General features: G+C 67.2%; 16 protein-coding genes. 9 read left to right on the forward strand and 7 right to left on the reverse strand.

Annotation, left to right across the window (positions count from 1 at the left end):
• The first annotated feature begins 217 nt into the window (after nucleotides 1–217).
• The 4 genes from ACYVF5_RS15360 to ACYVF5_RS15375 all read left to right on the forward strand — a co-directional run bounded on the left by ACYVF5_RS15360 (nucleotide 218) and on the right by ACYVF5_RS15375 (nucleotide 4,903).
• Nucleotides 218–2,041, forward strand: coding sequence for an ABC transporter ATP-binding protein (locus tag ACYVF5_RS15360; protein ID WP_460947973.1), 1,824 nt, complete (start codon nucleotides 218–220; stop codon nucleotides 2,039–2,041).
• On the forward strand, nucleotides 2,038–3,768 hold the full coding sequence (locus tag ACYVF5_RS15365; RefSeq protein ID WP_460947975.1) for an ABC transporter ATP-binding protein: 1,731 nt from the start codon (nucleotides 2,038–2,040) through the stop codon (nucleotides 3,766–3,768). Before ACYVF5_RS15360 ends, ACYVF5_RS15365 begins: the two co-directional genes overlap by 4 nt.
• Before the next feature lie 106 nt (nucleotides 3,769–3,874).
• Nucleotides 3,875–4,477: a TetR/AcrR family transcriptional regulator C-terminal domain-containing protein gene (locus ACYVF5_RS15370; RefSeq protein WP_460947977.1), complete on the forward strand. Its 603-nt coding sequence runs from the start codon at nucleotides 3,875–3,877 to the stop codon at nucleotides 4,475–4,477.
• 105 nt (nucleotides 4,478–4,582) lie between these two features.
• Nucleotides 4,583–4,903: an MmyB family transcriptional regulator gene (locus ACYVF5_RS15375; RefSeq protein WP_460947979.1), complete on the forward strand. Its 321-nt coding sequence runs from the start codon at nucleotides 4,583–4,585 to the stop codon at nucleotides 4,901–4,903.
• A gap of 283 nt (nucleotides 4,904–5,186) precedes the next feature.
• Here the strand turns inward: ACYVF5_RS15375 and ACYVF5_RS15380 are convergent, their stop codons facing one another.
• Nucleotides 5,187–6,140, reverse strand: a complete 954-nt coding sequence (locus tag ACYVF5_RS15380) for a quinone oxidoreductase family protein (protein WP_460947981.1) — start codon at nucleotides 6,138–6,140, stop codon at nucleotides 5,187–5,189.
• 99 nt (nucleotides 6,141–6,239) lie between these two features.
• Between ACYVF5_RS15380 and ACYVF5_RS15385 the strand changes: the two genes are divergently transcribed.
• Nucleotides 6,240–6,794, forward strand: coding sequence for a TetR/AcrR family transcriptional regulator (locus ACYVF5_RS15385; protein ID WP_460947983.1), 555 nt, complete (start codon nucleotides 6,240–6,242; stop codon nucleotides 6,792–6,794).
• A gap of 687 nt (nucleotides 6,795–7,481) precedes the next feature.
• Here ACYVF5_RS15385 and ACYVF5_RS15390 read toward each other — a convergent pair.
• On the reverse strand, nucleotides 7,482–7,970 hold the full coding sequence (locus ACYVF5_RS15390) for a MarR family winged helix-turn-helix transcriptional regulator (RefSeq protein ID WP_460947985.1): 489 nt from the start codon (nucleotides 7,968–7,970) through the stop codon (nucleotides 7,482–7,484).
• Nucleotides 7,971–8,063: 93 nt separating this feature from the next.
• Here ACYVF5_RS15390 and ACYVF5_RS15395 point away from each other — a divergent pair, with 93 nt between their 5' ends.
• On the forward strand, nucleotides 8,064–8,849 hold the full coding sequence (locus ACYVF5_RS15395; protein ID WP_460947987.1) for an SDR family NAD(P)-dependent oxidoreductase: 786 nt from the start codon (nucleotides 8,064–8,066) through the stop codon (nucleotides 8,847–8,849).
• Between the two features lie 131 nt (nucleotides 8,850–8,980).
• On the opposite strand, the gene ACYVF5_RS15400 is transcribed toward ACYVF5_RS15395, so the two are convergent.
• Genes ACYVF5_RS15400 through ACYVF5_RS15410 form a run of 3 tightly spaced genes read right to left on the reverse strand, consistent with a single transcriptional unit; the run spans nucleotide 8,981 to nucleotide 14,474 of the window.
• On the reverse strand, nucleotides 8,981–12,415 hold the full coding sequence (locus tag ACYVF5_RS15400; RefSeq protein ID WP_460947989.1) for a DEAD/DEAH box helicase: 3,435 nt from the start codon (nucleotides 12,413–12,415) through the stop codon (nucleotides 8,981–8,983).
• 57 nt (nucleotides 12,416–12,472) lie between these two features.
• Entirely contained in the window at nucleotides 12,473–13,153 is a 681-nt protein-coding gene (locus ACYVF5_RS15405) for a DNA-3-methyladenine glycosylase I (RefSeq protein WP_460947991.1), read from the reverse strand.
• Between the two features lie 25 nt (nucleotides 13,154–13,178).
• Nucleotides 13,179–14,474 carry an SGNH/GDSL hydrolase family protein gene (locus ACYVF5_RS15410; RefSeq protein ID WP_460947993.1) on the reverse strand — a complete coding sequence of 432 codons (1,296 nt, stop codon included), beginning with the start codon at nucleotides 14,472–14,474 and terminating at the stop codon, nucleotides 13,179–13,181.
• A gap of 157 nt (nucleotides 14,475–14,631) precedes the next feature.
• On the opposite strand from ACYVF5_RS15410, the gene ACYVF5_RS15415 reads away from it, so the two are divergent.
• Nucleotides 14,632–16,380, forward strand: a complete 1,749-nt coding sequence (locus ACYVF5_RS15415) for an MFS transporter (RefSeq protein ID WP_460947995.1) — start codon at nucleotides 14,632–14,634, stop codon at nucleotides 16,378–16,380.
• 35 nt (nucleotides 16,381–16,415) lie between these two features.
• Nucleotides 16,416–17,225: an alpha/beta fold hydrolase gene (locus tag ACYVF5_RS15420; protein WP_460947997.1), complete on the forward strand. Its 810-nt coding sequence runs from the start codon at nucleotides 16,416–16,418 to the stop codon at nucleotides 17,223–17,225.
• Nucleotides 17,226–17,272: 47 nt separating this feature from the next.
• Here ACYVF5_RS15420 and ACYVF5_RS15425 read toward each other — a convergent pair whose 3' ends face one another.
• Both ACYVF5_RS15425 and ACYVF5_RS15430 read right to left on the reverse strand, forming a co-directional pair.
• Nucleotides 17,273–18,136 carry an Fpg/Nei family DNA glycosylase gene (locus ACYVF5_RS15425; protein WP_460947999.1) on the reverse strand — a complete coding sequence of 288 codons (864 nt, stop codon included), beginning with the start codon at nucleotides 18,134–18,136 and terminating at the stop codon, nucleotides 17,273–17,275.
• Nucleotides 18,137–18,194: 58 nt separating this feature from the next.
• Nucleotides 18,195–20,288: a RecQ family ATP-dependent DNA helicase gene (locus ACYVF5_RS15430; RefSeq protein ID WP_460948001.1), complete on the reverse strand. Its 2,094-nt coding sequence runs from the start codon at nucleotides 20,286–20,288 to the stop codon at nucleotides 18,195–18,197.
• 550 nt (nucleotides 20,289–20,838) lie between these two features.
• Between ACYVF5_RS15430 and manA the strand changes: the two genes are divergently transcribed.
• Nucleotides 20,839–22,035 carry a mannose-6-phosphate isomerase, class I gene (gene manA, locus ACYVF5_RS15435; protein WP_460948003.1) on the forward strand — a complete coding sequence of 399 codons (1,197 nt, stop codon included), beginning with the start codon at nucleotides 20,839–20,841 and terminating at the stop codon, nucleotides 22,033–22,035.
• Nucleotides 22,036–22,061 lie beyond the last annotated feature (26 nt).

Consider the following 22,061-nt stretch of genomic DNA (forward strand, 5'->3'; position numbering starts at 1 on the left):
CGGACGGCGCACGATCCCCGTTGACCGTGCACGCGCTCCCCGCCTCAACCGTCGAATCATCTCCCATGTTGGTCAATGAACAAGATATCACTTGACTTGCTCACTGACCAAGTACAGACTCGTTACTGCCGACTGATCTCACCGCGTGCTGCGGGCCTTGGCCATCGGTGCGGTGTGGCAGCGCGCCATACGGAGTCCGATCCAGGAGGTGGAATGCATGGGCTCTGCGAACTCGCAGGTCGATGAGAAGGTGAGCGGTGCCGGTGGAGCTGCGATGCCTGGGTTCGGCGGACTGTGGCGACTGCTGCAGCCGATTCGTGGGCGGCTTCTCGCTGCGTACGTGATCCAAGTGATTGGAGCGACTGCCTCCGTGGTTCCGTTCATCGCAGTCGCGCAGGTCGCGCAGGTGCTGCTCGTGCCGGGGGAGGGTTCTACCGATGCGGTGTGGCTCTGGGGCTGGGTTGCCGTGGGTGCGGTAGTGGTGCGTCTGGCCTGCGTGTTCGTCTCGGGTGGGATCACCCATCTCGCGGACACCAAGTTCCAACTGATCGTGCGCCGACGGATGGCGCAGCGGCTGGGCAAGGTGCCGCTGGGGTGGTTCACGCAGCGCGGTTCCGGAGCAGTGAAGAAGAGCGTCTCAGACGACGTGCTCGCCATGCACCACCTCGTTGCACATGCTGGTCTGAACGTCATCGACGGCCTGATGGTGCCGATCGTCACGCTGGTCTATCTGTTCGCGGTGAATTGGGCGATGGCGCTGGTCGTGATGCTGCCGCTGCTGATCGGCCTGGGACTGTTCGGGGCTCAGCTCGCGAAGCTCCGGCCGCGGATGGATGAGTATTCCACCGCGATGGGCGACATCAGCGGCACGGCGGTCGAGTTCGTGCAGGGCATCAGCGTGATCAAGACCTTCGGGCAGAGCGGCCGCGCCTACCGCCGGTTCCTCGATGCTACCGACCGTTTCGTGACGGTGATGTTCGACCTCCTTGGCGGTTCGTTGCGAGTGAGCTCGGTGGCCGAGACCGTGCTGGCGCCGTTGACGTCACTGGTCGTGATCGTCGCCGGCGGTGCGGTCTTCGTTGGTGTGGGGTGGGTCAGTCCCGTCGAGGTGATCCCGTTCATCCTGCTCGGTCTGTGGCTGACCGGACCGCTGCTGGCGCTGTTCTCCGCCGCGACTCCGATGACGGAGGCGTCCGAGGCCAGCGACCGGGTCCTGGCGCTGCTGGCGACGGAGACGCTGCCCGAGTCGGACACGCCAGCCATCCCAGAGGACACCACGGTGGCCCTGGAGAACGTGCGGTTCAGCTACGACGGCGAGCACGCCGCCCTGGACGGCATCGACCTGCGGCTCGAGCCGGGGACGACCACGGCGCTGGTGGGCAGGTCCGGGTCCGGCAAGACCACGATCGCGAAGCTGATCCCCCGATTCTGGGACCCCGATAACGGGCGGATCACGCTCGGCGGGGTCGACCTTCGAGACCTGGCGCCGGGCGAGTTGTACCGGCGCGTGACATTCGTGTTCCAGGACGTTCAGTTGCTGAACACCACCGTCGCGGAGAACATCGGCCTCGCCCGTCCAGAAGCGACACTCGCCGAGGTGGAGCACGCAGCCAAGGCAGCGCAGATCCACGATCGCATCCTCGACCTGCCGCGCGGGTACGACAGCGTCGTCGGAGAGGACGCGTTGTTCTCCGGCGGCGAGGCACAGCGCATCTCGATCGCCCGCGCGCTGCTGGCGGATGCGCCGGTGCTCGTCCTGGATGAGGCGACCGCGTTCGCTGACCCCGAGTCCGAAGCGCTCATCCAAGACGCACTGTCGACCCTGGCCGCGGGCCGCACCCTGCTGGTCATCGCGCACCGGCTGTCGACGGTCCAGGAGGCCGATCAGATCGCGGTCGTGGACCGGGGCAGGATCATCGAGAGAGGACGGCACCACGAGTTGCTGGAGCACGACGGAATCTATGCGCGGCTGTGGGCGGATCACGAGCGCGCGGCGCGGTGGCATCCCGAGGTGCGTCCCGGGCAGGAGGTCCTCCGATGATCCGCCGGTTCCTGCGCATCATGGATGACGACGCCCCCACCCTGCGCCTGCTGATCGTGCTCACCGTCATCGGCGCAATCCTTCAAGGCATCGCATTCGCCTTACTCGTCCCGCTCATCAGGGCACTCTTGGACGGAGACCTCGATCGGATGTGGCTGTGGGTCGGGATCGAGGCGGTGATCCTCGTCGTCTTCGGAGTGCTGAACTACCGCACCAAACTGCTCGGCATGACCTCGTCCACCACCATGTCCAGAAACCTGTGGCAGCGCCTGGGGGACCACATCGCCAAGCTGCCGCTGGGATGGTTCGACGCAGAGAAGGTCGGGTCGGTGTCCCGGCTCGCGAGCGCCGGGGTGTTCAGCGTCACCGGCTTCCCGGTCCAAATGCTCGGCACGCTGATCAACGCATTCGTCACCCCGGCAGTGGTCGTGGCGCTGATGTTCGTCTTCGAATGGCAGCTCGCGCTGGTCGCGGTCGCGACCGTCCCGGTCCTGTGGCTGGTGTATCGAGGGGCTGGCGCTATCGTTGACGCCACCGACCGACGCACCCACGGGGCCTATGCGCGCACCGCGAGTCGGCTAATTGAGTTCGCACAGACCCAGCCGGTGCTGCGTGCATTCGGGCGCACCGATAAGGGGTACCGGCTGCTCGACGACGCGCTCGTCGCTCAGCGCAAGGCAGATAACACCATGATCATCCGGGCGGGCATGTTCGGGGAGTTCGGGTTCTCGATCGCCGTGCAGGCCGCGTTCACAACCATTCTCCTCACCGGAATCGCCTTCACTCTCGGGGAATCGATCGGCCCGGTCGAGTTGATCGCACTGCTGATCCTCGCCACCCGCTTCGCGCAGCCCCTCATGGATGGCGCCGCTGCCGGCGGGTCGCTCCGCCCGATCCGCAACAACCTGAACCGCATGGACGCCGTCTTCGACACGCGGGCGCTACCCGAGCCCTCCGACGACGTCGCTCTCGGTGGTCCCTCGATCGAGTTCGAGGAGGTGCGCTTCGGCTACGACGACCGCGAGGTCCTACAGGGGGTCAGCTTCGTCGCGAAGCCGCGGACACTGACCGCCCTGGTCGGACCCTCCGGGGCAGGGAAGACGACCATCACCCGGCTCGTCGCACGGTTCTGGGACGTCAAAGCGGGAGCCGTCCGAGTCGGCGGCGTCGACGTGCGCGCCATGCCCACCAGGCAGCTCATGAGCCAGCTATCGTTCGTCTTCCAGGACGTGTATCTGTTCGCGGGCACCATCCGCGAGAACATCGTCATGGCCCGACCGGACGCGACCGAGGAGCAACTGGACGACGCGATTCGTCTCGCTCGCGTCGGTGAGATCGCCGACCGGCTCCCGCAGGGACTCGACACCCCGGTAGGAGAGGGCGGCAGCGCCCTCTCCGGCGGCGAACGCCAGCGGGTGTCGATCGCCAGGGCGATCCTCAAGGACGCGCCGATCGTGCTGCTCGATGAGGCCACCGCGGCCCTCGACGCCGAGAACGAAGCACTGGTCCAGGACGCGCTGACTGCGCTCACCGCGAACCGCACCCTCATCGTCGTCGCCCACCGCCTCCAGACCATCGCCGCCGCCGATCAGATCGTCTTCCTCGAGAACGGCGTGATTGCCGAGCACGGCACGCATGACGAGCTGATCGCCGCCGCCGGCCGATACGCCGACTTCTGGCGCGAACGAGACCGGGCGACCGGCTGGCGGCTCACTGCAACATCGTGAGTGCGCGTCGCCTGCTGTCGCCACGGCGCGCGCGTTGACCCGGGTGCAACCGCCTCGGTTCCCTAGACTGACAGGCAGGATTCTGGACGAGGGAGGTGCGACGAGTATGAAGCGACACAATCAAGAGGACGTCGTGCGTGAGGCCCTTGCGCTGCTGGACGAGGCCGGCATCGAAGCGGTCACGCTCCGCGGCGTCGCCAAGCGCATGGGACTGCACCTGAACTCGATCTCGTTCCAGGTCAAGAGCAAGGCTCGCCTGTTCGAGCTGATGGCCGACGTCATCTTCGCCGAACTCTCCCTCGACGATCTCCCCGAGAACCCGCGGGAGCGGATCGCGGAGGTTACCCGGAGGCTGCGGTTCGCGATGCTCTCTCACCGCGACGGCGGAAGGGTCGTCGGCGGCACGGACACCGCAGGCGTCAACGCGCTCCGCTACGCCGAGGTGACCATCTCCGCGTTCCTGGAGCTCGGCGTGAGCAATGTCCTCGCCGTGCGAGCGAGCTTCGCGTTGCACTGTCTGGTGATCGGCCTCGTAGAGGAGGAGCAGGTCGACCGGCCCGAACCACGTCGCGCCCCGGCTGTCCTGGACGACCGCCCGGGGCTCGCCCACATCGGCAAGCTGTTCGACGAGGACTCCTACGCCGAACGTGCCGAGTTCGGCATCGAAGCGCTCATCAACCAGGCAGTCCTCACGGCTTCACGCGTCTAGGAAGCTTGGTCCGATGTCGAGCTGATCCAGCTCGACATCACGGACCCTGCCCAGGTCCGCGCCGTCGCCGACGTCGCCGGCGACATCCAGGTTCTGATCAAGAGAATGGAGCGGGCAGGACGAGAAGCCAATCTCGTATGGCGCGTCTTCACCTCGAACGACATCCCCGTCATCTGGGCAGATGGCGAGGCGACGGCGTTCCAGCGAGACCTGGTGGCCGACCTGCACACGGCCGCAAGCGCCTACCCTCGCGATCCTGGCCTCGCGTCGCTCATCGCCGATCTCCGTAACGCTCGACTGCGACATTCTGACCACCCACGACGTCGATTTCCGACTCGTCGTCTATACGGCGCCTCCGGGTTCCGAGGATGCGGAGAAACTCGACCTCCTCCGCGTGGTCGGCGTCCAGGGGTCGTGGGAAGGTGAGGATGCGGATTCCGGACGAGCCTCATGCCGCCTACGGGACGCCTTGTGCCCGCGGATCTCGGTATGGAACCGTGCTCCCGGACGCGACCAGCGGCAGCACCTACTCACTTTTGGCGAGTTCAAGTACCGCGAGAGTCACATGCGCTCCGGCGTGGAGGAGCTGCCGGGGGCCGACGAGTCCGAGCCCACTCATCCTCTCTTCGGGTCTTCCATCTGATCGGACGGCAGATCTCACCGCTGCTCGGATTCCGTCAGCTCGCGGTCGATCCTGGGGGTGCGGCGTTCAAACCGTGATGACGAGTTTGCCCGCGATGCCGCGGCTGGCGAACACCTCGTGGGCTTTCTGGATGTCATCGAGGCGAAACGTCTGGTGAACAACGGGACGGACTTGGTGCGCCTCGACGAATTCCGTGAGTGCCGCGAGCTGACCTGCGGGCGGCTCCCCGGCGAAGGCACGAATCCGGCGCGAACCATGGACCGATGTGAGGCCGATAGTCGCTAACGCGGCCGGGGACTGGACAGCGACTGTCACCATCCGCCCGTCTCGCCTCACAATTCGTCGCCACTCCGCAAGCTGGGTCCCGACGGTGTCGAACACGGCGTCTGCCGAGCCGACCGACGACGGCGTCGCGGACGCGTAATCGAAGACCTCGACCGCACCCAGTGACAGGACGAGGTCGGACTTCTGTTCCGATGCGATCCCAGCGACACGCCCCTTCATCGCGGCGGCGATCTGAACCGCCGCGCTTCCGACGCCGCCGGAGGCGCCCCGGATGACGACACGATCGCCGGGTCGCAGCCGCAGCGAATCGCGGAGGGCGCGGAGGGCCGTGTAGCCGGTGACCACAAACGCTGCTGCTTCGATGTCGTCGAGCGACTCGGGCGCGTGAGCTACTCGGCGGGCATCGACGACCGCGAACTCCGAGGCGAGGCCAGTCGGACTCCTCAAGCCGGCCAATCCGCTTCGAATGGCCCAGACACGTTCGCCGATGGCGAATCCGTCCACCTGAGCTCCGACTTTCTCCACCGTGCCGACGGCATCGATGCCGAGTCCCTGGGGAAGGCGAGTGCCCGCGATGAAGCCGAGCTTGCCGCTGCGGTGCGCCGCGTCGACGGAATTGACGCTCATTGCGGCAACGCGGATCAACATCTCGCCCGCGTCTGGGCGGGGCACGTCAGCATCCGCGATCTCGATCACGCTGGGATCGCCGAAACGGCGGAACTGCGCTGACTTCATGGGTGTTCCCTGGCCGAATTCTCTATAAGTGAAGGACTGCTTCCACTTAGTGACGGTAGCACTAAATGGTATTCATCTTCCACTTGTTACGATGGGGGCATGGTGCTTCGAGCAGACGCGCGAGAGAATCGCGACCGAATCGTGGATGCCGCCGAAGCGCTGTTCGCGCAGGAGGGGCTCGGTGCGCCGATGTCTGAGATCGCCCGCCGCGCCGGCGTAGGGGCTGCGACACTGTCCCGCCGCTTCCCGACGAGAGATTCACTCATCGACGCGGTGTTCGAACGTCAACTCACGTGGTGGATGGATGCCATCAACGCGGTTCAGAAGGCTCCCGACGGGTGGGCGGCGCTGTCTGAGCTTCTCGAACGGGCCTGTGTGGAACAGGCACGCGATCAGGTCTGTGCTGACCTCGTCGTCCGTGCCTTCTTTCACGGCACGAGGTTCGACGCCGAGAAGAGCCTTCTCGAGTCTGCTGTCGAGCAGATTCTGGCAGCGGCGAAGAGGGCCGGTGAGGTCCGTGCCGATGTCGGTTGGATGGACATCGTCCTTCTCATCGAAGCCAATGCTGGTGCCGCGAACCTGGCGACGTCGGACCCGGAGGCCTCAGCGCGCCGACTCGTCCGCCACTTTCTGAGATCGTTCTCCGCCTCATAGGACGCCTTCTCGACACCCTGGAACAGATCCCAGCCGGCTCTCATTCACAACCGCTCCGCACGGAATGCGATCAGATCACTCGGGCCACAAGGGATCATCACCGGGACCACGATCGATCTCGTCGGACGGATCGCTGCCGCGCTCCTGGACGACATCATGACGGCGATCACGGATATCACTGAGAAGATCCAGGAAGGCACATAGACCCCGGACGGCGTGGTGGCTGGGACTTGGAGTCCTCCGTCTCCTGTGGCTTCGGCAGCGATCACTTCCTCCGGTAGCCCGACGGCTTCCTCAAACGCCGTGTCTGAGAAGGGGAGCCTGTCCGCAGCAGTGGTGGGCGCGGTGCTCGCTCCCCGTCGCGTTGGCGGGAACCGTCACGGCCTACACGGAGATGACGCCACTCAGCACCTGAGGTTCAATCGTGGTCGACATGGTCCCGGTCTGGAAGGTGGAACCTGTCAGCTGCTGGGTCTGCCCACTGACGGTCAACGGGAACGTGAGGCTGTCGGACTCGGCGTTCATCGTCTTGAAATACTGCCGAGCCAGCTCCTGCGCGCTCGCAGGCAGCTGGATGGAGAACACTCCGCGCAGATCGAGCGTCTGGCCCGGGCTGACGCTTTCAGGGACATCGAACTCGACGGCGATGTTTCCTCTACCCGAAAAGTCAGGCCCGGCGAACTGCTCTCAGGGTGAGGGATGCCACTGATTGTCGGGATGGATGGCCGAGACGATCCGGCGGCTGGTCGCACTCAGCTGTCTCGCTTCCGCGGCGGAGAGCTGTTCGAACACGATACGACGCACCAGGGCGACGTGACCCGGCTGCGCCGCGCGCACGGCATCGAGCCCACGGTGGGTGAGCGCCGCGACTGTTGCTCGGCCGTCCTCCGGGTCTGGGGTGCGGCGCACCCAGCCCTTTCGCTCGAGCCTTGCAACCGCTCGCGAGAGCCGAGAGAGCGTCCCGTTCGCGTACCCGGCGAGCACGCTCATGCGGAGTCGGTGACCTTCTGCCTCTGACAGGGCGAAGAGCACGCCGAACTCAAAGTGACTGATCCCCGAATCCCGCTGCAGCTGAGCGTCAAGCGCCGCGGGCAGCCACTCGAGAAGCGTCGCCACAGCCGACCAGGTGTCGAGTTCCTCCCCGTCGAACGCGGGCTGCGACCGTGTGTCGACCATGCCGCCAGCATACTGAAACTTGCTCAGGAAAGTAAATCGGTCTAGGTTGCTTGTCTAGGAAAGTAAGTCCGGAACGCACCTCAGAAAGAAGACATGGACCTCAAGCTGGCAGACAAAACAACATTCATCAGTGGATCGACGCAGGGAATCGGATATGCCATTGCTTCGGTCTGCGCGTCTGAGGGGGCGTCGGTGATCATCAACGGCCGCACCCGGCAACGGGTCGATGCAGCCGTAGCCCGTCTCCGAGGTGCGTACCCCGACGCGAACGTCTCCGGGCTGGCCGCCGACTTCGCCGAGCCGCGCCACGTCGAGGGACTTCTTGACGCGATCGGAACAGTCGATGTTCTGGTCAACAACGTCGGCGTCTTCGACGTCCAGGCATTCGAGGATGTCTCTGATGCGGAGTGGGCGAGGTACTTCGATGTCAATGTGATGGGCGCGGTCCGGCTATCGCGCCATCTCCTCGCTCCGATGCTCGCGAAGGGGTGGGGGCGGATCATCTTCATCGGCACCGAGTCCGCCGTTGACGTTCCGGGCAATATGATCCATTACGGCGCGACCAAAGCGGCAGCTCTCGCCGTGAGCAACGGCCTGGCCACACTCACCCGAGGTACGGGTGTGACCGTAAACACGGTCCTCGGCGGTCCAACGTACTCCGACGGCGTCGCGAGCACCGTCGAGCACCTCGCGGCAGCGCAAGGGATGGCTCCCGGCGAGCTGAAGTCCGCGCTGGTGCGCGAGTCTTCGCTCATCCAGCGATTCATCGAACCGGTCGAGATCGCCAATCTTGTGGCATACCTTGCCAGCCCACTTTCTTCGGCCACCAACGGCGCAGCATTGCGAGCCGACGGAGGCGCCTTGCCGACCATCTTGTGAGTGTCACGGGCGAAAGCGCGCGGTGGTTCGTGTTCACCTGGCTGGCGACTGGAGGGATGGGTGGGGGCGCCAGGCAGCAGTCTTGAGTGATGGCGACTCTATCGGTTGGGGCGGGCATGGCGGCGGAGTGGTTACTCGAGCAACCCGCGGATGTCGTCGGCAGACAGCGCCGAGCTGAACGCCCCGGACTCGTCGTCCATCACCTGGCTGAACAGCTTCGCCTTCTTCTCTTTGAGCGCCATGACCTTCTCTTCGATCGTGTCGCTCGCGACGAGCCGGTACACCATCACGTTCTTGGTCTGCCCGATTCGATGCGTCCGGTCGATGGCCTGCGCCTCGCTCGCGGGGTTCCACCATGGGTCGAGCAGAAAGACGTAGTCCGCCTCGGTCAGATTGAGGCCGAATCCGCCGGCCTTGAGGCTGATCAGGAACACGGGCGCCTCACCGTTCGTGAACCTCGAGATCACCTCACCGCGGTTCGTCGTCGACCCGTCGAGGGAGGCATACGGCACACCGATCGCGTCGAGCCGCTGCGCGGCCTTGCCGAGGAACGACGTGAACTGGCTGAACACGAGCGCACGGTGCCCCTCGGCGATCACGTCGTCGAGCTGCTCGAACAGCGCGTCGAGTTTGCTCGACGGCACCCCCGCGTAGTCGTCGTCGACGAGGGAGGCATCGAGGCTCAGCATGCGCAGCAGCGTCAGCGAACGGAACACGATGAACCGGTTGCGGTCGAGGTCGTCGATCAGTCCGAGCAGCTTGCGCCGCTCGCGCTGCAGATAGGTGTCATAGATCTTCTTATGCCGTGGCGCCAGCTCGACCCGCAGCACCTGCTCCTGCTTCTCGGGCAGCTCGGTGGCGACCAGTTCTTTGGTGCGCCGCATCATCAGCGGGCGGATGCGCCGGTGCAGCCGCGCAAGCACCTCGCCCTGGTCGTGCTCAGGCTCGCGCGCCTCACCACGGTTGCGAACCCCGCTCCTCGTGCCCTCGATCGGCCGCACGTAGCGCTCGGTGAACTGCCTCGCAGACGGGAACAGGCCGGGAGCGACGATCGCGAACAGCGACCACAGCTCCATAAGGTTGTTCTCCATCGGCGTGCCCGTGATCGCGAGTTTGAACGGCGCAGGCAGCTCCCGCGCCACAGCATGCGCACGAGAGGCGCGGTTCTTCACGAACTGTGCCTCGTCGAGGATCAGGCCACTCCACTGGTGCCCCTTGTACTCATCGGCGTCGAGACGGAAGAGAGCGTACGAGGTGACCACGATGTCGGCGTCGCCCGCGATGTCGGCCAACGGCATCCGTCGTTTGCCGCGCGTCGCCGTGACGGCGGTGACCGCGAGTCCCGGCGTGAACCGCCGTGCCTCTGCGACCCAGTTCGACACCACGGATGTGGGCGCGACGACGAGAAACGGATGCTCACGGCCGGCCCGGGCAGACGAGCGCGTCTCGCGCGCGTGGGCGATGAGCGCCAGGGTCTGAAGCGTCTTGCCGAGGCCCATGTCGTCGGCGAGGATTCCTCCGAGCCCGTTGTCGTGCAGAAAGGCGAGCCAGGCGAACCCGTTGAGCTGATAGTCGCGCAGATCTGCGTGCACGCCGACCGGAACCGACGGGGGAGCGATCGTGCTGAGCTCGCTCAGGCCGCTGACCGTCGCACGCCAGCTCACCGCTTCGTGTGTCTCGTCCGCGAGGTCTTCGAACTCGGCCCAGAGCCCGGCCTGGTATCGGCTGATCCGCAGGTTCTCCGGCTCCCACTCCTGCAGCGATTCGGCTTCGACGAGAAGTTCGCGCAGCCGGTCGAACGCCGGATGCTGCAGCGAGAAATAGCTGCCGTCGATGAGCAGCAGCTTTTTTCTGCCCGTCGCCAGAGCCGTGAAGAGCGGGCCGAACGGAATCTCGCGCCCCTCGATCTTCACGATCACGCCGAGGTCGAACCAGTCGCGTTCCTCGGTCTCGACGGTTGTGACGGTGAACGTCGGGGTATCGCTCAGTTCGCGGTAGTCGGGGCGGTCGCCCACGACGGCGACGCGAACGCCGTCGACGGCATCGAGGGTGTCGAGAACGTTCTCGGCGAACTCGGCTGCGTCGAGTCCGGACAGGCTGCCGGTTCGCGGGGGTTCGCCGAGTGCATCCGTCACCCGTTCGATGATGCCGCTCTCGAGGGTCCCATCCCTCAGATCGGAGGAAGCGGCGGCGAGCCCGGCGGCATTCGAGGAGCCTGCGCCTCGACGCCCGCCATCGTCCAGCAGAAACCGTGAGCCGTCTTCGGGGTACTCCCACGCCCAGTCGAGGGTGAGCACGTGCTTCGGCTTGAACGCGGCGGTGAGCACGAGCTCTGGCGAGCGGATCTCTGGGAACTGCACAGTGGCATCCGCACTCGAGATCTCGACGGTGCGCCGCAACCGCGGGTAGTAGTGGGCCATGAACTCGTCGACGTCTGCGCTCGGCACCGTCAGCGGCGTCGAGGCCCCCACAAGGCCGCGCTGCTCGGCCGTCAGCGGTGCGACGGTCGGCGCGAGGGTGATCTCTGCGGCGGGCGAGAACGACCAGGTGTAGACCCCGTGGTCGCCGATCACGCCTGCGTCGACGGGATCATGCGTTTCGCCGTCGATCGTGAGCACCGGCGTGAGGGTGAGATCGGCGCCTGGGCCTGCGCCTGCGCCTCGGCTCGCGTCGAGGCGCAGGTCGGCGGTGTCGCCCACGCGCACCACCGCACCCTTTTTGGTTCCGACCAGCCCGATGCCCAGGCGCACGGCATCGGCGAGAACACTCCACAACAGCGGGCTCTGAAAGTCGTCGAGTTGCAGCCACTCGGTGCTCTGCCCGTAATAGACGTCGCGTGTGGTGCGGCTGAGCGCCGCGAACTGCACCATCCAGCGCTGGTGTTCCCGATCGACATCCAGGCCGCGCTGATGAGTGACGCGGTTCCAGGTGAGGTCGGCTTTGACCCAGTTGCCGCGGGCGTTGCGCATCACCGGGCGCACACAGAGACGCCGTTCGCCACCGCGTGCGGATGCCGCGGTGAGCGGCGCACTCACCGGCCCGCTCCAGCGGTAGGCGGCGTGTGTTGTGTTCTCGCGCATCTCGAACTGGAGCCCCATCGCCGCCGGGCCGTCGTTTCGAGAGTTGCCCTGCCGATCACGGGCGGAGGCCGCCGGCCGGCCGGCCAGTGCATCCAGCGCGCGTTTCCACTCCGGCAGCGCGTTGTGGTCGGCGGCGGATGCTCCGGCACGGGTCGACCGGCCCCGCCCCTGTTCGAGCACGTGTGCCTCGTTGCTCGCGAGCAGTGTGGCGGCGACATGCTTGCAGTCGGCGCCGAGGGGGCATGAGCACGAGGAGCCGAGTACGCGGTGGTATCCCTTGGCAGAGGGGGCGAGCAGAATCCTCACCGAGTACGGTCGCGGCTCACTGCCCGCGACGAAGCCCGTCAGCTGCTTCTCGGCGACGGCCCAGCTCCAGCGCAGCACGGCATCCTGCCTGGCATACACCCGCGCGCGGTCGAAAGCGCCGCGGCCGACGACACGCACGATCTCTGCCGTGTCGACAAGGGGAGGAGTGTCGACGGACATACGCTTATGCTCTCACGCACAGCAGACAACACCACCGGGCAGGTGGTCGTTCAATCGCTACGACCAGACGCCGGAGGTTCCGCGGCGATGGCTGCCGATGAGGTGGGTGTCGACCATGCCGATGGCCTCCATCAGGGCGAACATGGTGGTCGGGCCCACGAACGTGAACCCCTTCGCCCGCAGCGCCTTCGAGAGCGCAATCGATTCCGCAGAGGTCGTCGGGATCTCGGCCACGGTGCGCGGCGCCGGTGTCTTTGCCGGCTGGAACGACCACACGAAGTCCACGAGGCCGCCCTCGTCGCGCAGGGCGAGCGTCGCACGCGCGTTGGTGATCGCGGCGAGGATCTTCGCCCGGTTGCGCACGATCGCGGTGTCGCCGAGCATTCGCTCCACGTCGGCATCCGTGAAGAGTGAAACGGCATCGGGATCGAAATCTCTGAACGCCGCACGGAAGGCCTCGCGCTTGCGCAGGATCGTCGCCCACGACAGGCCCGCCTGGAACGCCTCGAGCGAGATCCGCTCATAGAGACCGCGTTCGTCTCGCACCGGCATCCCCCACTCGGTGTCGTAGTACTCGCGCAGCATCGGGTCGGCAGAGGCCCAGGCCGGGCGGGACAGGCCGTCGTCGCCCACCACAAGACCCTGTGCGCTCGGCTCCGGAGGGCCGGTGCGCGCTCGACGCGATGCGGCGACCGGCGAACCCGGGCGCGGCACGTCAGAAGGGTGTGTGGAGGCCATCATTCCTGTCGGTCCGACCGGGCGGTCAGTCCCGGTTCGTCTCCCGTGAGCGCCAGGTGATGATCAATGTCGCGCCGAGGGCAAGGGCGAGGAGCGCAGATGCAGCCCATCCGAATGCTCCGGCTGCACCTGACTCTGCGAGTGAATCCTGTGACGATTCGGCATCGTCGGCGCCGGGCGCACCGGGGCCAGAGGTCTCGTCCGGGTCCGGCGCCGTCGGGTCGCCGGGCAGGTCCGCGGCCCTGATCGCATCCGCCACCGTTGTGTGCAGGAATCCGACCCCAGCCGCGTTCGGGTGCAGCGCACCGAGTCTCAGCTGCATCTCGTCGTCCTCTGGCGGTGTCGCGGGGTTATACGACTCGAGGGTGATTCCGTTGACGTAGGCCTCGCCCTCCGGCGCGCACGGGCTGTGAGCGGATGTCAGCTCGAACGTCGGCAGGAAGGTGGCGCCGACGGCATCCGCTTGTGCGCGGATCGCCTCGTCGAGAAGCCGTTCGATCTTGTGCAGGTAGGGAACGTCGATGTCGGTGAACGGGTATGCGTTCTCGGTGAACGCCGGGGGAGGTGTCTCGTTGAGCAGGGACGAGAAGCAGCCGGCGGCCGGTGTGTCTGCGGCGCTCGGGGCGATCGCGGGGTATCCCACCACAAAGATCTCGGCGTTCGGCGCCTTCGTGGCGATGTCGGTGAACGCCGCGAGCACGGCCGGCGCGACCTCGTCGGCGATGCGTGCGGCGAGAATGTCGAAGCCGTCTTGCACATAGAGGGAACGGCAGTCGGGCTCGTCGCTGAGAAGCGGCCCTGTCGGGCCGGCGGCCAGGCAGGACTCGGCGATCACCGAGAAACCGAGGTCGTTTCCGCCGATGGTGACCGTGACGATGTCGGTCTCTGCGCTGAGGGCATCCGACTGGAGAGGCGCCGTGCTGCCCGTCATGGTGATCTGCGGAGTTGTCGTGATGTTCTCGGTGACGGCACCGCTGCACGTGACGTCGGTGAGCGAGAGCCCGAGTTCGGCCGCGACGAGGTGCGGATAGTTCTGCTCGGCCTGGTAACACCCGGGCGCAGGAAGGTTCGTGTGCGGCTCGATGCCGAACCCGGCCGAATACGAGTCGCCGAGCGCGACGTATTCGAGTCCGGAGGTGGGCTCCGCTGACGCTGACGCTGACGCGCCGGTCGCCGGCGCGGTCACGGCCGCCGATGCGAGCAGAAGACCGAGCACGGCGGTGAGCGATGACGGCAGAGCGCGCGAGCTCGGGCGGCGTGGTGTTCGGCGTGAAGATGCCTCTGCCGGTGTGCGTCGTGTCATCATGCTCGATTCGGTCATGGATCCTCGGGGAAGCCCCTCGGATTCAATCACATGTCCGTGCCCCGGCGCGAGGGGCGAATGTCGCGGATGGAACGGGTCGGGCAGAGAGGATGCCCGCGGGCATCCCGCCGAATTTTCTCTTGCTCCCGCACACAAGAATGTGTACGCTGTGAACATGACGAACTCCGACACGGGTACGACCGTGCCCTCAGGCACGAGCGACGAGTCGCCCCGTCGCACACCGTACGTCCCCGGTCCACGCGCCTCGCTGCGCGAATGGGTAGGCCTCGGAGTTCTCGGACTGGCCTCACTGCTCGTCTCGATCGACGTGTTCGTGCTGCTGCTCGCACTGCCCAGCATCGCGACGGACCTCGGTGCCTCTGCCACCCAGCAGCTGTGGATCATGGACGTCTACGGATTTCTGCTCGTCGGCTTTATGCTCACCGCTGGCACACTCGGCGATCGCATCGGCCGCAGGCGCCTGCTGCTGATCGGTGGAGCGGCATTCGCCGTGGCCTCTGTCATCGCGGCGTTCTCGACGAGCGCCGAGATGCTCATTGCGGCCCGGGCCCTGCTCGGCGTCGCCGGAGCGACCCTCGCGCCGTCGACGCTCGGTCTGATCAGCACCATGTTCCGCGACGCCAGGCAGCGGGGTGTCGCGATCGGCCTCTGGATGGTGGGGTTTATGGGCGGGGCCGCCATCGGCCCCGTTATAGGCGGAGTGCTTCTCGAGAACTTCTGGTGGGGATCCGTGTTTCTGCTCGGCGTGCCCGCGATGGTTCTGCTGCTCGTGCTCGGCCCCATCCTGCTGCCAGAGGAACGGGACCCGAACGCCGGGCGCATCGACCTCATCAGCGTTGTGCTATCGCTCGCCGGGATTCTGCCGTTGGTCGCCGGGCTGAAAGAACTCGCCTCGAACGGCTGGGGAATCCTGCCGTTCGTCAGCATCGTTGTCGGACTGGTGTTCGGTTGGCTGTTCGTCAGGCGCCAGCGACTGCTCGCCGATCCGATCGTCGACTTCAGCCTGTTCCGCAATCGGGCGTTCACCACGGTCGTCGTCGGCATGATGATGATCACGGTCATGGGCTCCCTGATGTTGTTCACCGCGCAGTACCTGCAGCTGGTCGCCGGACTGACCCCGCTGCAGGCCGGTTTCGCGATGCTGCCCGCAGCTCTCACATCGGTGATCAGCTTCGGGGGCGCTCCGTTTCTCGCCCAGCGGATCCGTCCCGTCTGGCTCACAGCCGGGGGCATGGCCGTCGCGGCAGTCGGATGCCTGCTCTACGTCACAGCAGACGCCTCGGCATCCGCAGACGACCCCGGTGGCCTGATCGCGGTGATCTGCGGCTTGGCGGTGATGAACCTCGGCTGTGGGCCGTTCATCACCCTCGGAACCGGCATCGTGGTGAGCTCCGTGCCGTCGACGAAGGTGGGGTCGGCCTCAGCCATGTCAGAGACGAGTGCCGAACTCGGCTACGGGCTCGGCATCGCTGTGATGGGCAGCATCGGCACCATCGTCTATCGCCTGGCGTTGTCTTCGGCCGATGCGCCGGCATCCGTTGCGTCAGGGGCTCGTGAGAGTCTTGCCGGCGCCGTGACTGCGGCGGATGCCCTCGGCTCGGCCGGCGAGACACTCCTCGTGGCGGCGCGGGAGGCGTTTATGACCAGCGTGCACGTGGTCGGCTGGGCGACAGCGGCCATTGCGCTTATGGTCGGCGTGCTGGCGCTCGTGAACCTGAGGCACGTGCGCCCCCTCGGTGCGCAGGGTGACGCCAACGGCGAGGCGGCGCCGGACGACTCCCCGAACGCGGACCCGATGCGGGCGGACCGAGCGGCGGCGGGTGCGGAGCCGGTCGACTCGCGCCGGCCGGCTGATGGCGGCGCCGCACCAGACGCATCCGCTCTCAACAGAACAGAACCGTAAGAGCCCGGGAGCACCGGACGACGAAAGGACATCCCATGCACGGCGTTGCAACCTCTGCAGATGGAACGCGCATCGGGTACGAGAAGCACGGAACGGGGCCGTGCCTGATCCTGGTCACGGGAGCCACGCAGTACCGGGCGATCGACAGCGGCACACGAGAACTCGCTCGGGCGCTCGCCGACTCGTTCACTGTCGCCGTGTATGACAGAAGGGGTCGCGGCGAGAGCTGCGACACCCCGCCATATGCCGTGGAGCGCGAGATCGAAGACATCGCAGCCCTCATCAGCATGCGCGGAGGCGAGGTGCGGCTTTTCGGGCATTCGTCCGGAGCCGTGCTCGCGGTCGAGGCGGCACTCGCCGGGCTGCCGATCTCGCGTCTTGCGCTGTATGAGCCTCCGTTGTCGTCTGAAGACGGCGGCACCTCTGCCGGCACCGAATCCGACGACTATGAGCGGCGGCTGAACGAGCACATCGATGCCGGTCGCCACGAACAGGCTCTTGTGCAGTTCATGGTCGAGGCCGTCGGGCTGCCGCCAGAGGTGCCCGAGCAGATGAAACAGTCGCCGATGTGGCCCGACCTGGTGGCGGTGGCCCCGACCCTTCGCTACGACCACGCGATCATGGACCGGGTGGCCGGCTCTGCGCTCGACGACGGGCGCTGGCGGAGCGTGACCCAACCGGCTCTCGTCATCGACGGGGATGCCAGCCAGCCGTTTATGCGTGCGGCAGCGGAACGCGCGGCGCGCGCCCTCCCGAACGCCGAACGCGTGACCCTGCCTGGACAGGACCACGGTGCATCCGCCGAGGCGCTCGCGCCCGTGCTGCGCGACTGGTTCACGCGCTGACCCTGCTGCAGGTCGCCGCTCGGGTCTCTGGCATTCGCTCGCGGGTGCTACTTCAGCAGACGGGAGAGCACCCGGTCTGCCAGTGGTTTTCCGCCGGTCTGGCAGGTGGGGCAGTACTGCAGGGTCGAATCGGCGAAGGTCACCTGGCGGATGGTATCGCCGCAGACCGGGCACGCTTGGCCCGTGCGGCCGTGTACGCGCAGGCCGGACTTCTTCTCCCTCTTCAGCTCAGATGCCGCGAGGCCGTCTGCGCGCTCGACCGCCGCCCGAAGCGTCGTCTGCATCGCGTCGAAGAGGCGGCTCGTCTCTTCGGCACTCATCGACGCGGGTTTGAACGGCGACATCCGCGCGACGTGCAGGATCTCGTCGGAGTAGGCGTTGCCGATGCCCGCGATGATCGACTGGTTGCGCAGCACACCCTTGATCTGCGAGCGGCCTGCGGCGGCCAGGATGCCCGCGAAGGCCTTCTCCGTGAAGTCGGCGGCGAGGGGGTCTGGTCCGAGGCGTGCGATGCCGGGCACCTGAGAGGGGTCGGAGACGACGGAGATCAACAGGCTCTTCTTGGTTCCGGCCTCGGTGACATCGAAGCCGGAGGCGTCGTCGAGGATGAGGCGCGCCGCGAGAGGCCCTTTGCCCGGACGTCCGCTCGGTCGGGGTGGCGGGCCCTCTCGCCAGCGGATCCAGCCGGCGCGCGCCAGGTGCATCACGAGGTGGAGCTCTCCCACGCAGATGTCGAGGAACTTGCCGTGTCGCCGAACACCGCCGATCGTCTGGCCCGACAGGGCGGAGACCGGGGGATCGAAGGTCTTCAGGGCCGCGAACGACACGATGTCGAGCCGGTCGACCACACGACCGGTCAGGCGCGCGCCGAGATCGGCGACGAGCGCGTGTACTTCTGGCAGCTCTGGCACGTCTCAAGTCTCCGCCAGACCGGTGACATCCGTCCACTCTCGGCCTGATCGCGTGCGACTAGCCCTGCACGGCCAGCGCGAACGGCAGCACGGCGGATGCCCCCGCCCGCCTCAGCAGTCGTCCGGCGACGGTCATCGTCCACCTGCTGTCGACGAGGTCGTCGACGAGCAGAACGGGCCGGCCGGCCGGGATGTCCAGGCCGTCGGCGCTGAATCTGCCCCACACACTCGCGAGGCGATACGCGCTGTTGCCGCCGGCGCCGCCCTCGGGCCCGCCGTCGACCGGCTGTAGCGAGCCGAGGTACGGCAACCGGCCGGCCTCGGCGAGCCCACGTGCCACAGAATCCACGAGCTGCGGATGCCTGCGCGACGGCAGGCTGACGACTGCTGTCGGTCGTTCATCCCATCCCCAGTCGGTGAGCACTCGGACACAGGCGGCCAGCATGGCCTGGCTCGCAGGGGCATCCGGAGCGTTCGGCGCGAACAGGTCGCGCAACGAATTGCCCCAGCCGAGGTCCGTGAGGCGTGCGAGGGCCCTGCCGGCAGAGAGGCGCTCGTCGGCCGGGATGTTGCCCTTCAGTGGGATGCCCAAGCGCTGCATGCCGCTCGGCCACTGCGCGCGCGGTTCGATCTCGACCCCCACCCGGTCGAGCGACGACGCGGCGGTGCTCACGGCATCCGGCGCCGCGTCTGTCGGGTACCAGACGCCCGCGCAGTTGTCGCACCTGCCGCACGGCTGCGCTGTCTGGTCGTCGAGGGAACGCTGCAGGTACTCCATGCGGCACGTCGACGTCCGTTCGTATTCGATCATGGACCGCTGCTCGGCGAGCCTGGCCTCTGCGATGCGTTCGTAGCGTTCGCGGTCATAGGCCCAGGGGCGGCCGGTTGCGATCCACCCGCCTCGCACGCGTTGAACCGCGCCGTCGACGTCGAGCACCTTCAGCAGCAGTTCGAGACGCGAGCGCTTGATGTCGACGAGTGCCTCGAGCGCGGGAGTCGACAGCGGCTGGTCGCCGAGCTCCGCGATCACCCGGCTCGCCTTCTCTTCACTGGGCATGGATGCCGTGGCGAAATACTCCCAGATCGCCTGGTCCTCTTGTCCGGGCAGGAGCAGCACGTCCGCACGGTCTGTGGCCCTGCCGGCGCGCCCCACCTGCTGGTAGTACGCGACGGGCGACGACGGTGCGCCGAGGTGGAGCACGAAGCCGAGGTCAGGCTTGTCGAATCCCATGCCGAGGGCGCTCGTCGCCACGAGCGCCTTCACCGCGTTGTTCTTGAGAGCACCCTCGAGAGCCTCGCGATCGCCGGTGTCCGTGCGCCCGGTGTACGCCTGCACGCTGTGGCCCGCGTCGCGCAGCAGCCTGGCCGTGTCTTCGGCGGCCGAGACGGTGAGTGTGTAGATGATTCCGCTGCCGGGCAGCTCATCGAGGTGGGTGAGCAGCCAGGCAAGGCGAGCCTCGGCATCCGGCAGGCGCAGCACACCGAGCCGCAGCGAGGCGCGGGCGAGCGGGCCGCGGATGGTGACCACGTGCTCGGTGAGCCCGTGCTCGAGCTGCTCTGCGACGTCGTCGACGACACGGCTGTTCGCCGTTGCCGTGGTCGCGAGCACGGGCACACCCTCTGGGAGCGATGCGATCAGGTCGCGCAGGCGTCGGTAGTCCGGACGGAAGTCGTGACCCCAGTCCGAGATGCAGTGCGCTTCGTCGACGACGACGAGCCCCGCGCGTGCGACGAGCGCCGGCAACTGGTCATCGCGGAACGTCGGGTTGTTGAGTCGTTCCGGAGACACGAGCAGCACGTCGACCTCGTCGTTCCGCAGCCTCTGCATCACCTCGTTCCACTCGTGGGCGTTGGCCGAGTTGATGGCGACCGCGCGAACACCCGCCCGCGCGGCGGATGCGACCTGGTCGCGCATGAGTGCGAGCAGCGGGCTCACCAGGATGGTCGGTCCCGCACCTCGCTGCCTGAGCAGCAGCGTCGCGACGAAGTAGACAGCAGACTTGCCCCACCCGGTGCGCTGCACGACGAGCGCCCGCTTCTTCTGGTCGACGAGGGTCTCGATCGCCTCGAACTGGCCCTCGTGAAATTCGGCATCGTCTCGGCCGACGAGTGCTCTGAGCACGTGCGCGGCCTGGTCTCGGGTTTCTGTCACCGCCCCAGCCTGGCATGCGCTCCAGACACAGCACGAGCCGGGGCCCGTGCTGTGGACAACTCGCGGGCACCCCGCGGCCTGTGGATCAGCTGATCCGGCGTTGTCCGCGGAGCGGTTGATCGGGCCAGGGCTGTTCCGCAGCGGCCGGATCGTCGTCGAGGAAATAGTCGCGAGGAGCCGAAACAGTCACGAGGAGCCGAAATAGTCACGAGGATAGGATGCGATCGGCCGCTTCCACCTATTCTCGTGGCTTTTCCTCGGCGCGGCGGCTCAGCTCGCCTCAGCTCGCCTCGGCGCCTCGGCGCGGCTCGGCGGCGCGGCGGGCTCGGCCCGGTGCGCGCCTCGGCTCGGCGCCTCGGCTCGGCGCCTCGGCTCGGCGCCTCGGCTCGGCGCCTCGGCTCGGCGCCTCGGCGCGGCGGGCTCGGCGCGGCGGCTCAGCTCGACGCCTCGGCATGCGCCTCTCGGCCGGCGCAGAGGACGACTCGCGTCGGCGTCGCGCCGGTGCGCTCGTGGTCGCCGACGGACGGGACTCACATGGAAGGATGAGACCATGCACAGACTGACCGGAATCGAACGCGGATACTCCTGGGGCTCCACCTCGGCGATCCAGAACCTTCTTGGCCGGCCGGCAGACGGCCAGCCCCTCGCCGAGGTGTGGTTCGGTGCTCACCCGACCGGGCCGAGCCTCGTCGACGATCCGCGCGCAGACACCCTCGACGAGCTCATCGCCTCAGAGCCGAAGGCGGTGCTCGGCGATGCGGTCAGCTCGCGGCACGGGGGCCGGCTGCCGTTCCTGCTCAAGTTCCTCGCCCCTGGGCAGCCGGTCTCGCTCCAGGTGCACCCGTCGCCCGAACGCGCAGCCGTCGGGTTCGAGCGAGAGAACGCGGCCGGAGTGGCCGTGGACGCCTTCGACCGCACGTTCAAAGACACCTCGCACAAACCAGAGATGGTGTTCGCCCTCACCGACTTCGACGGGCTCGTCGGTCTGCGCCCCCTCGACCAGGTGACGCGCCTGCTCGGGGAATACCGGCATCCGGCCATGCGCGCGGCGCACGATGCGATCGCCGCAGCGCCTGACGTCGACGGCGCCAGACGGGTTCTGGGGCAGCTCGTGCAGCTGGCGGCCGGCGACGTCGACGAGATCGTCGCCGAGAGTGACGCTCTCGCGGCAGCGGCAGACGAAGCGGATGCCGATGCGTTCCGCACGGTCGTCGAGCTCGCGGAGTATTACCCGGGCGACGCGGGCACCGTGGCCTCTCTGCTGCTCAACCGCATCCGCTTCTCGCCCGGGCAGGGTGTGTTCGTGGCGTCCGGCATGCCGCACGCCTACATCAGCGGACTCGCTGTCGAGGTGATGGCGAACTCGGACAACGTGATCCGCGCCGGCCTCACCGGCAAACACGTCGACGTCGAGGGCCTGCTCGAGAACACCATCTTCGAGTTCGGCCCGCCCGCGCTGCTCCCGGCCGATGAGGTGCAGCCCGGTGTTCGTGCCCTGCGTCCGGACGCCCGCGAGTTCGAGGTCTATGCGCTGACCCCTCGACCGGGTGTCGATGTGCACCTCGAGGGGAGGGGCCCTCGCATCGTCGTCTGCACACACGGTTCGGTCACCCTGAGCGTCGAGGGGGCACCCGGCCGTGATCTCACCCTCGCCACCGGCGACGCTGCCTTCCTGTCGGATGCCGACGCAGCGCTCACCGCGAACGGTGACGGCAGCCTTGTGCTCGCGGGGGTCCCCGCGGCCTGAGCGGCCTGGCGCCCGCTCGACCTCGG

Source organism: Okibacterium endophyticum (assembly GCF_054780075.1).

Excerpts from the sequence above, each read along its gene's own strand:
- ACYVF5_RS15360 (WP_460947973.1), top strand. The coding sequence starts at position 218 with ATGGGCTCTGCGAACTCGCAGGTCGATGAGAAGGTGAGCGGTGCCGGT.
- ACYVF5_RS15365 (WP_460947975.1), top strand. The coding sequence starts at position 2,038 with ATGATCCGCCGGTTCCTGCGCATCATGGATGACGACGCCCCCACCCTG.
- ACYVF5_RS15370 (WP_460947977.1), top strand. The coding sequence starts at position 3,875 with ATGAAGCGACACAATCAAGAGGACGTCGTGCGTGAGGCCCTTGCGCTG.
- ACYVF5_RS15375 (WP_460947979.1), top strand. The coding sequence starts at position 4,583 with ATGGAGCGGGCAGGACGAGAAGCCAATCTCGTATGGCGCGTCTTCACC.
- ACYVF5_RS15380 (WP_460947981.1), bottom strand. The coding sequence starts at position 6,140 with ATGAAGTCAGCGCAGTTCCGCCGTTTCGGCGATCCCAGCGTGATCGAG.
- ACYVF5_RS15385 (WP_460947983.1), top strand. The coding sequence starts at position 6,240 with ATGGTGCTTCGAGCAGACGCGCGAGAGAATCGCGACCGAATCGTGGAT.
- ACYVF5_RS15390 (WP_460947985.1), bottom strand. The coding sequence starts at position 7,970 with ATGGTCGACACACGGTCGCAGCCCGCGTTCGACGGGGAGGAACTCGAC.
- ACYVF5_RS15395 (WP_460947987.1), top strand. The coding sequence starts at position 8,064 with ATGGACCTCAAGCTGGCAGACAAAACAACATTCATCAGTGGATCGACG.
- ACYVF5_RS15400 (WP_460947989.1), bottom strand. The coding sequence starts at position 12,415 with ATGTCCGTCGACACTCCTCCCCTTGTCGACACGGCAGAGATCGTGCGT.
- ACYVF5_RS15405 (WP_460947991.1), bottom strand. The coding sequence starts at position 13,153 with ATGGCCTCCACACACCCTTCTGACGTGCCGCGCCCGGGTTCGCCGGTC.
- ACYVF5_RS15410 (WP_460947993.1), bottom strand. The coding sequence starts at position 14,474 with ATGACCGAATCGAGCATGATGACACGACGCACACCGGCAGAGGCATCT.
- ACYVF5_RS15415 (WP_460947995.1), top strand. The coding sequence starts at position 14,632 with ATGACGAACTCCGACACGGGTACGACCGTGCCCTCAGGCACGAGCGAC.
- ACYVF5_RS15420 (WP_460947997.1), top strand. The coding sequence starts at position 16,416 with ATGCACGGCGTTGCAACCTCTGCAGATGGAACGCGCATCGGGTACGAG.
- manA (WP_460948003.1), top strand. The coding sequence starts at position 20,839 with ATGCACAGACTGACCGGAATCGAACGCGGATACTCCTGGGGCTCCACC.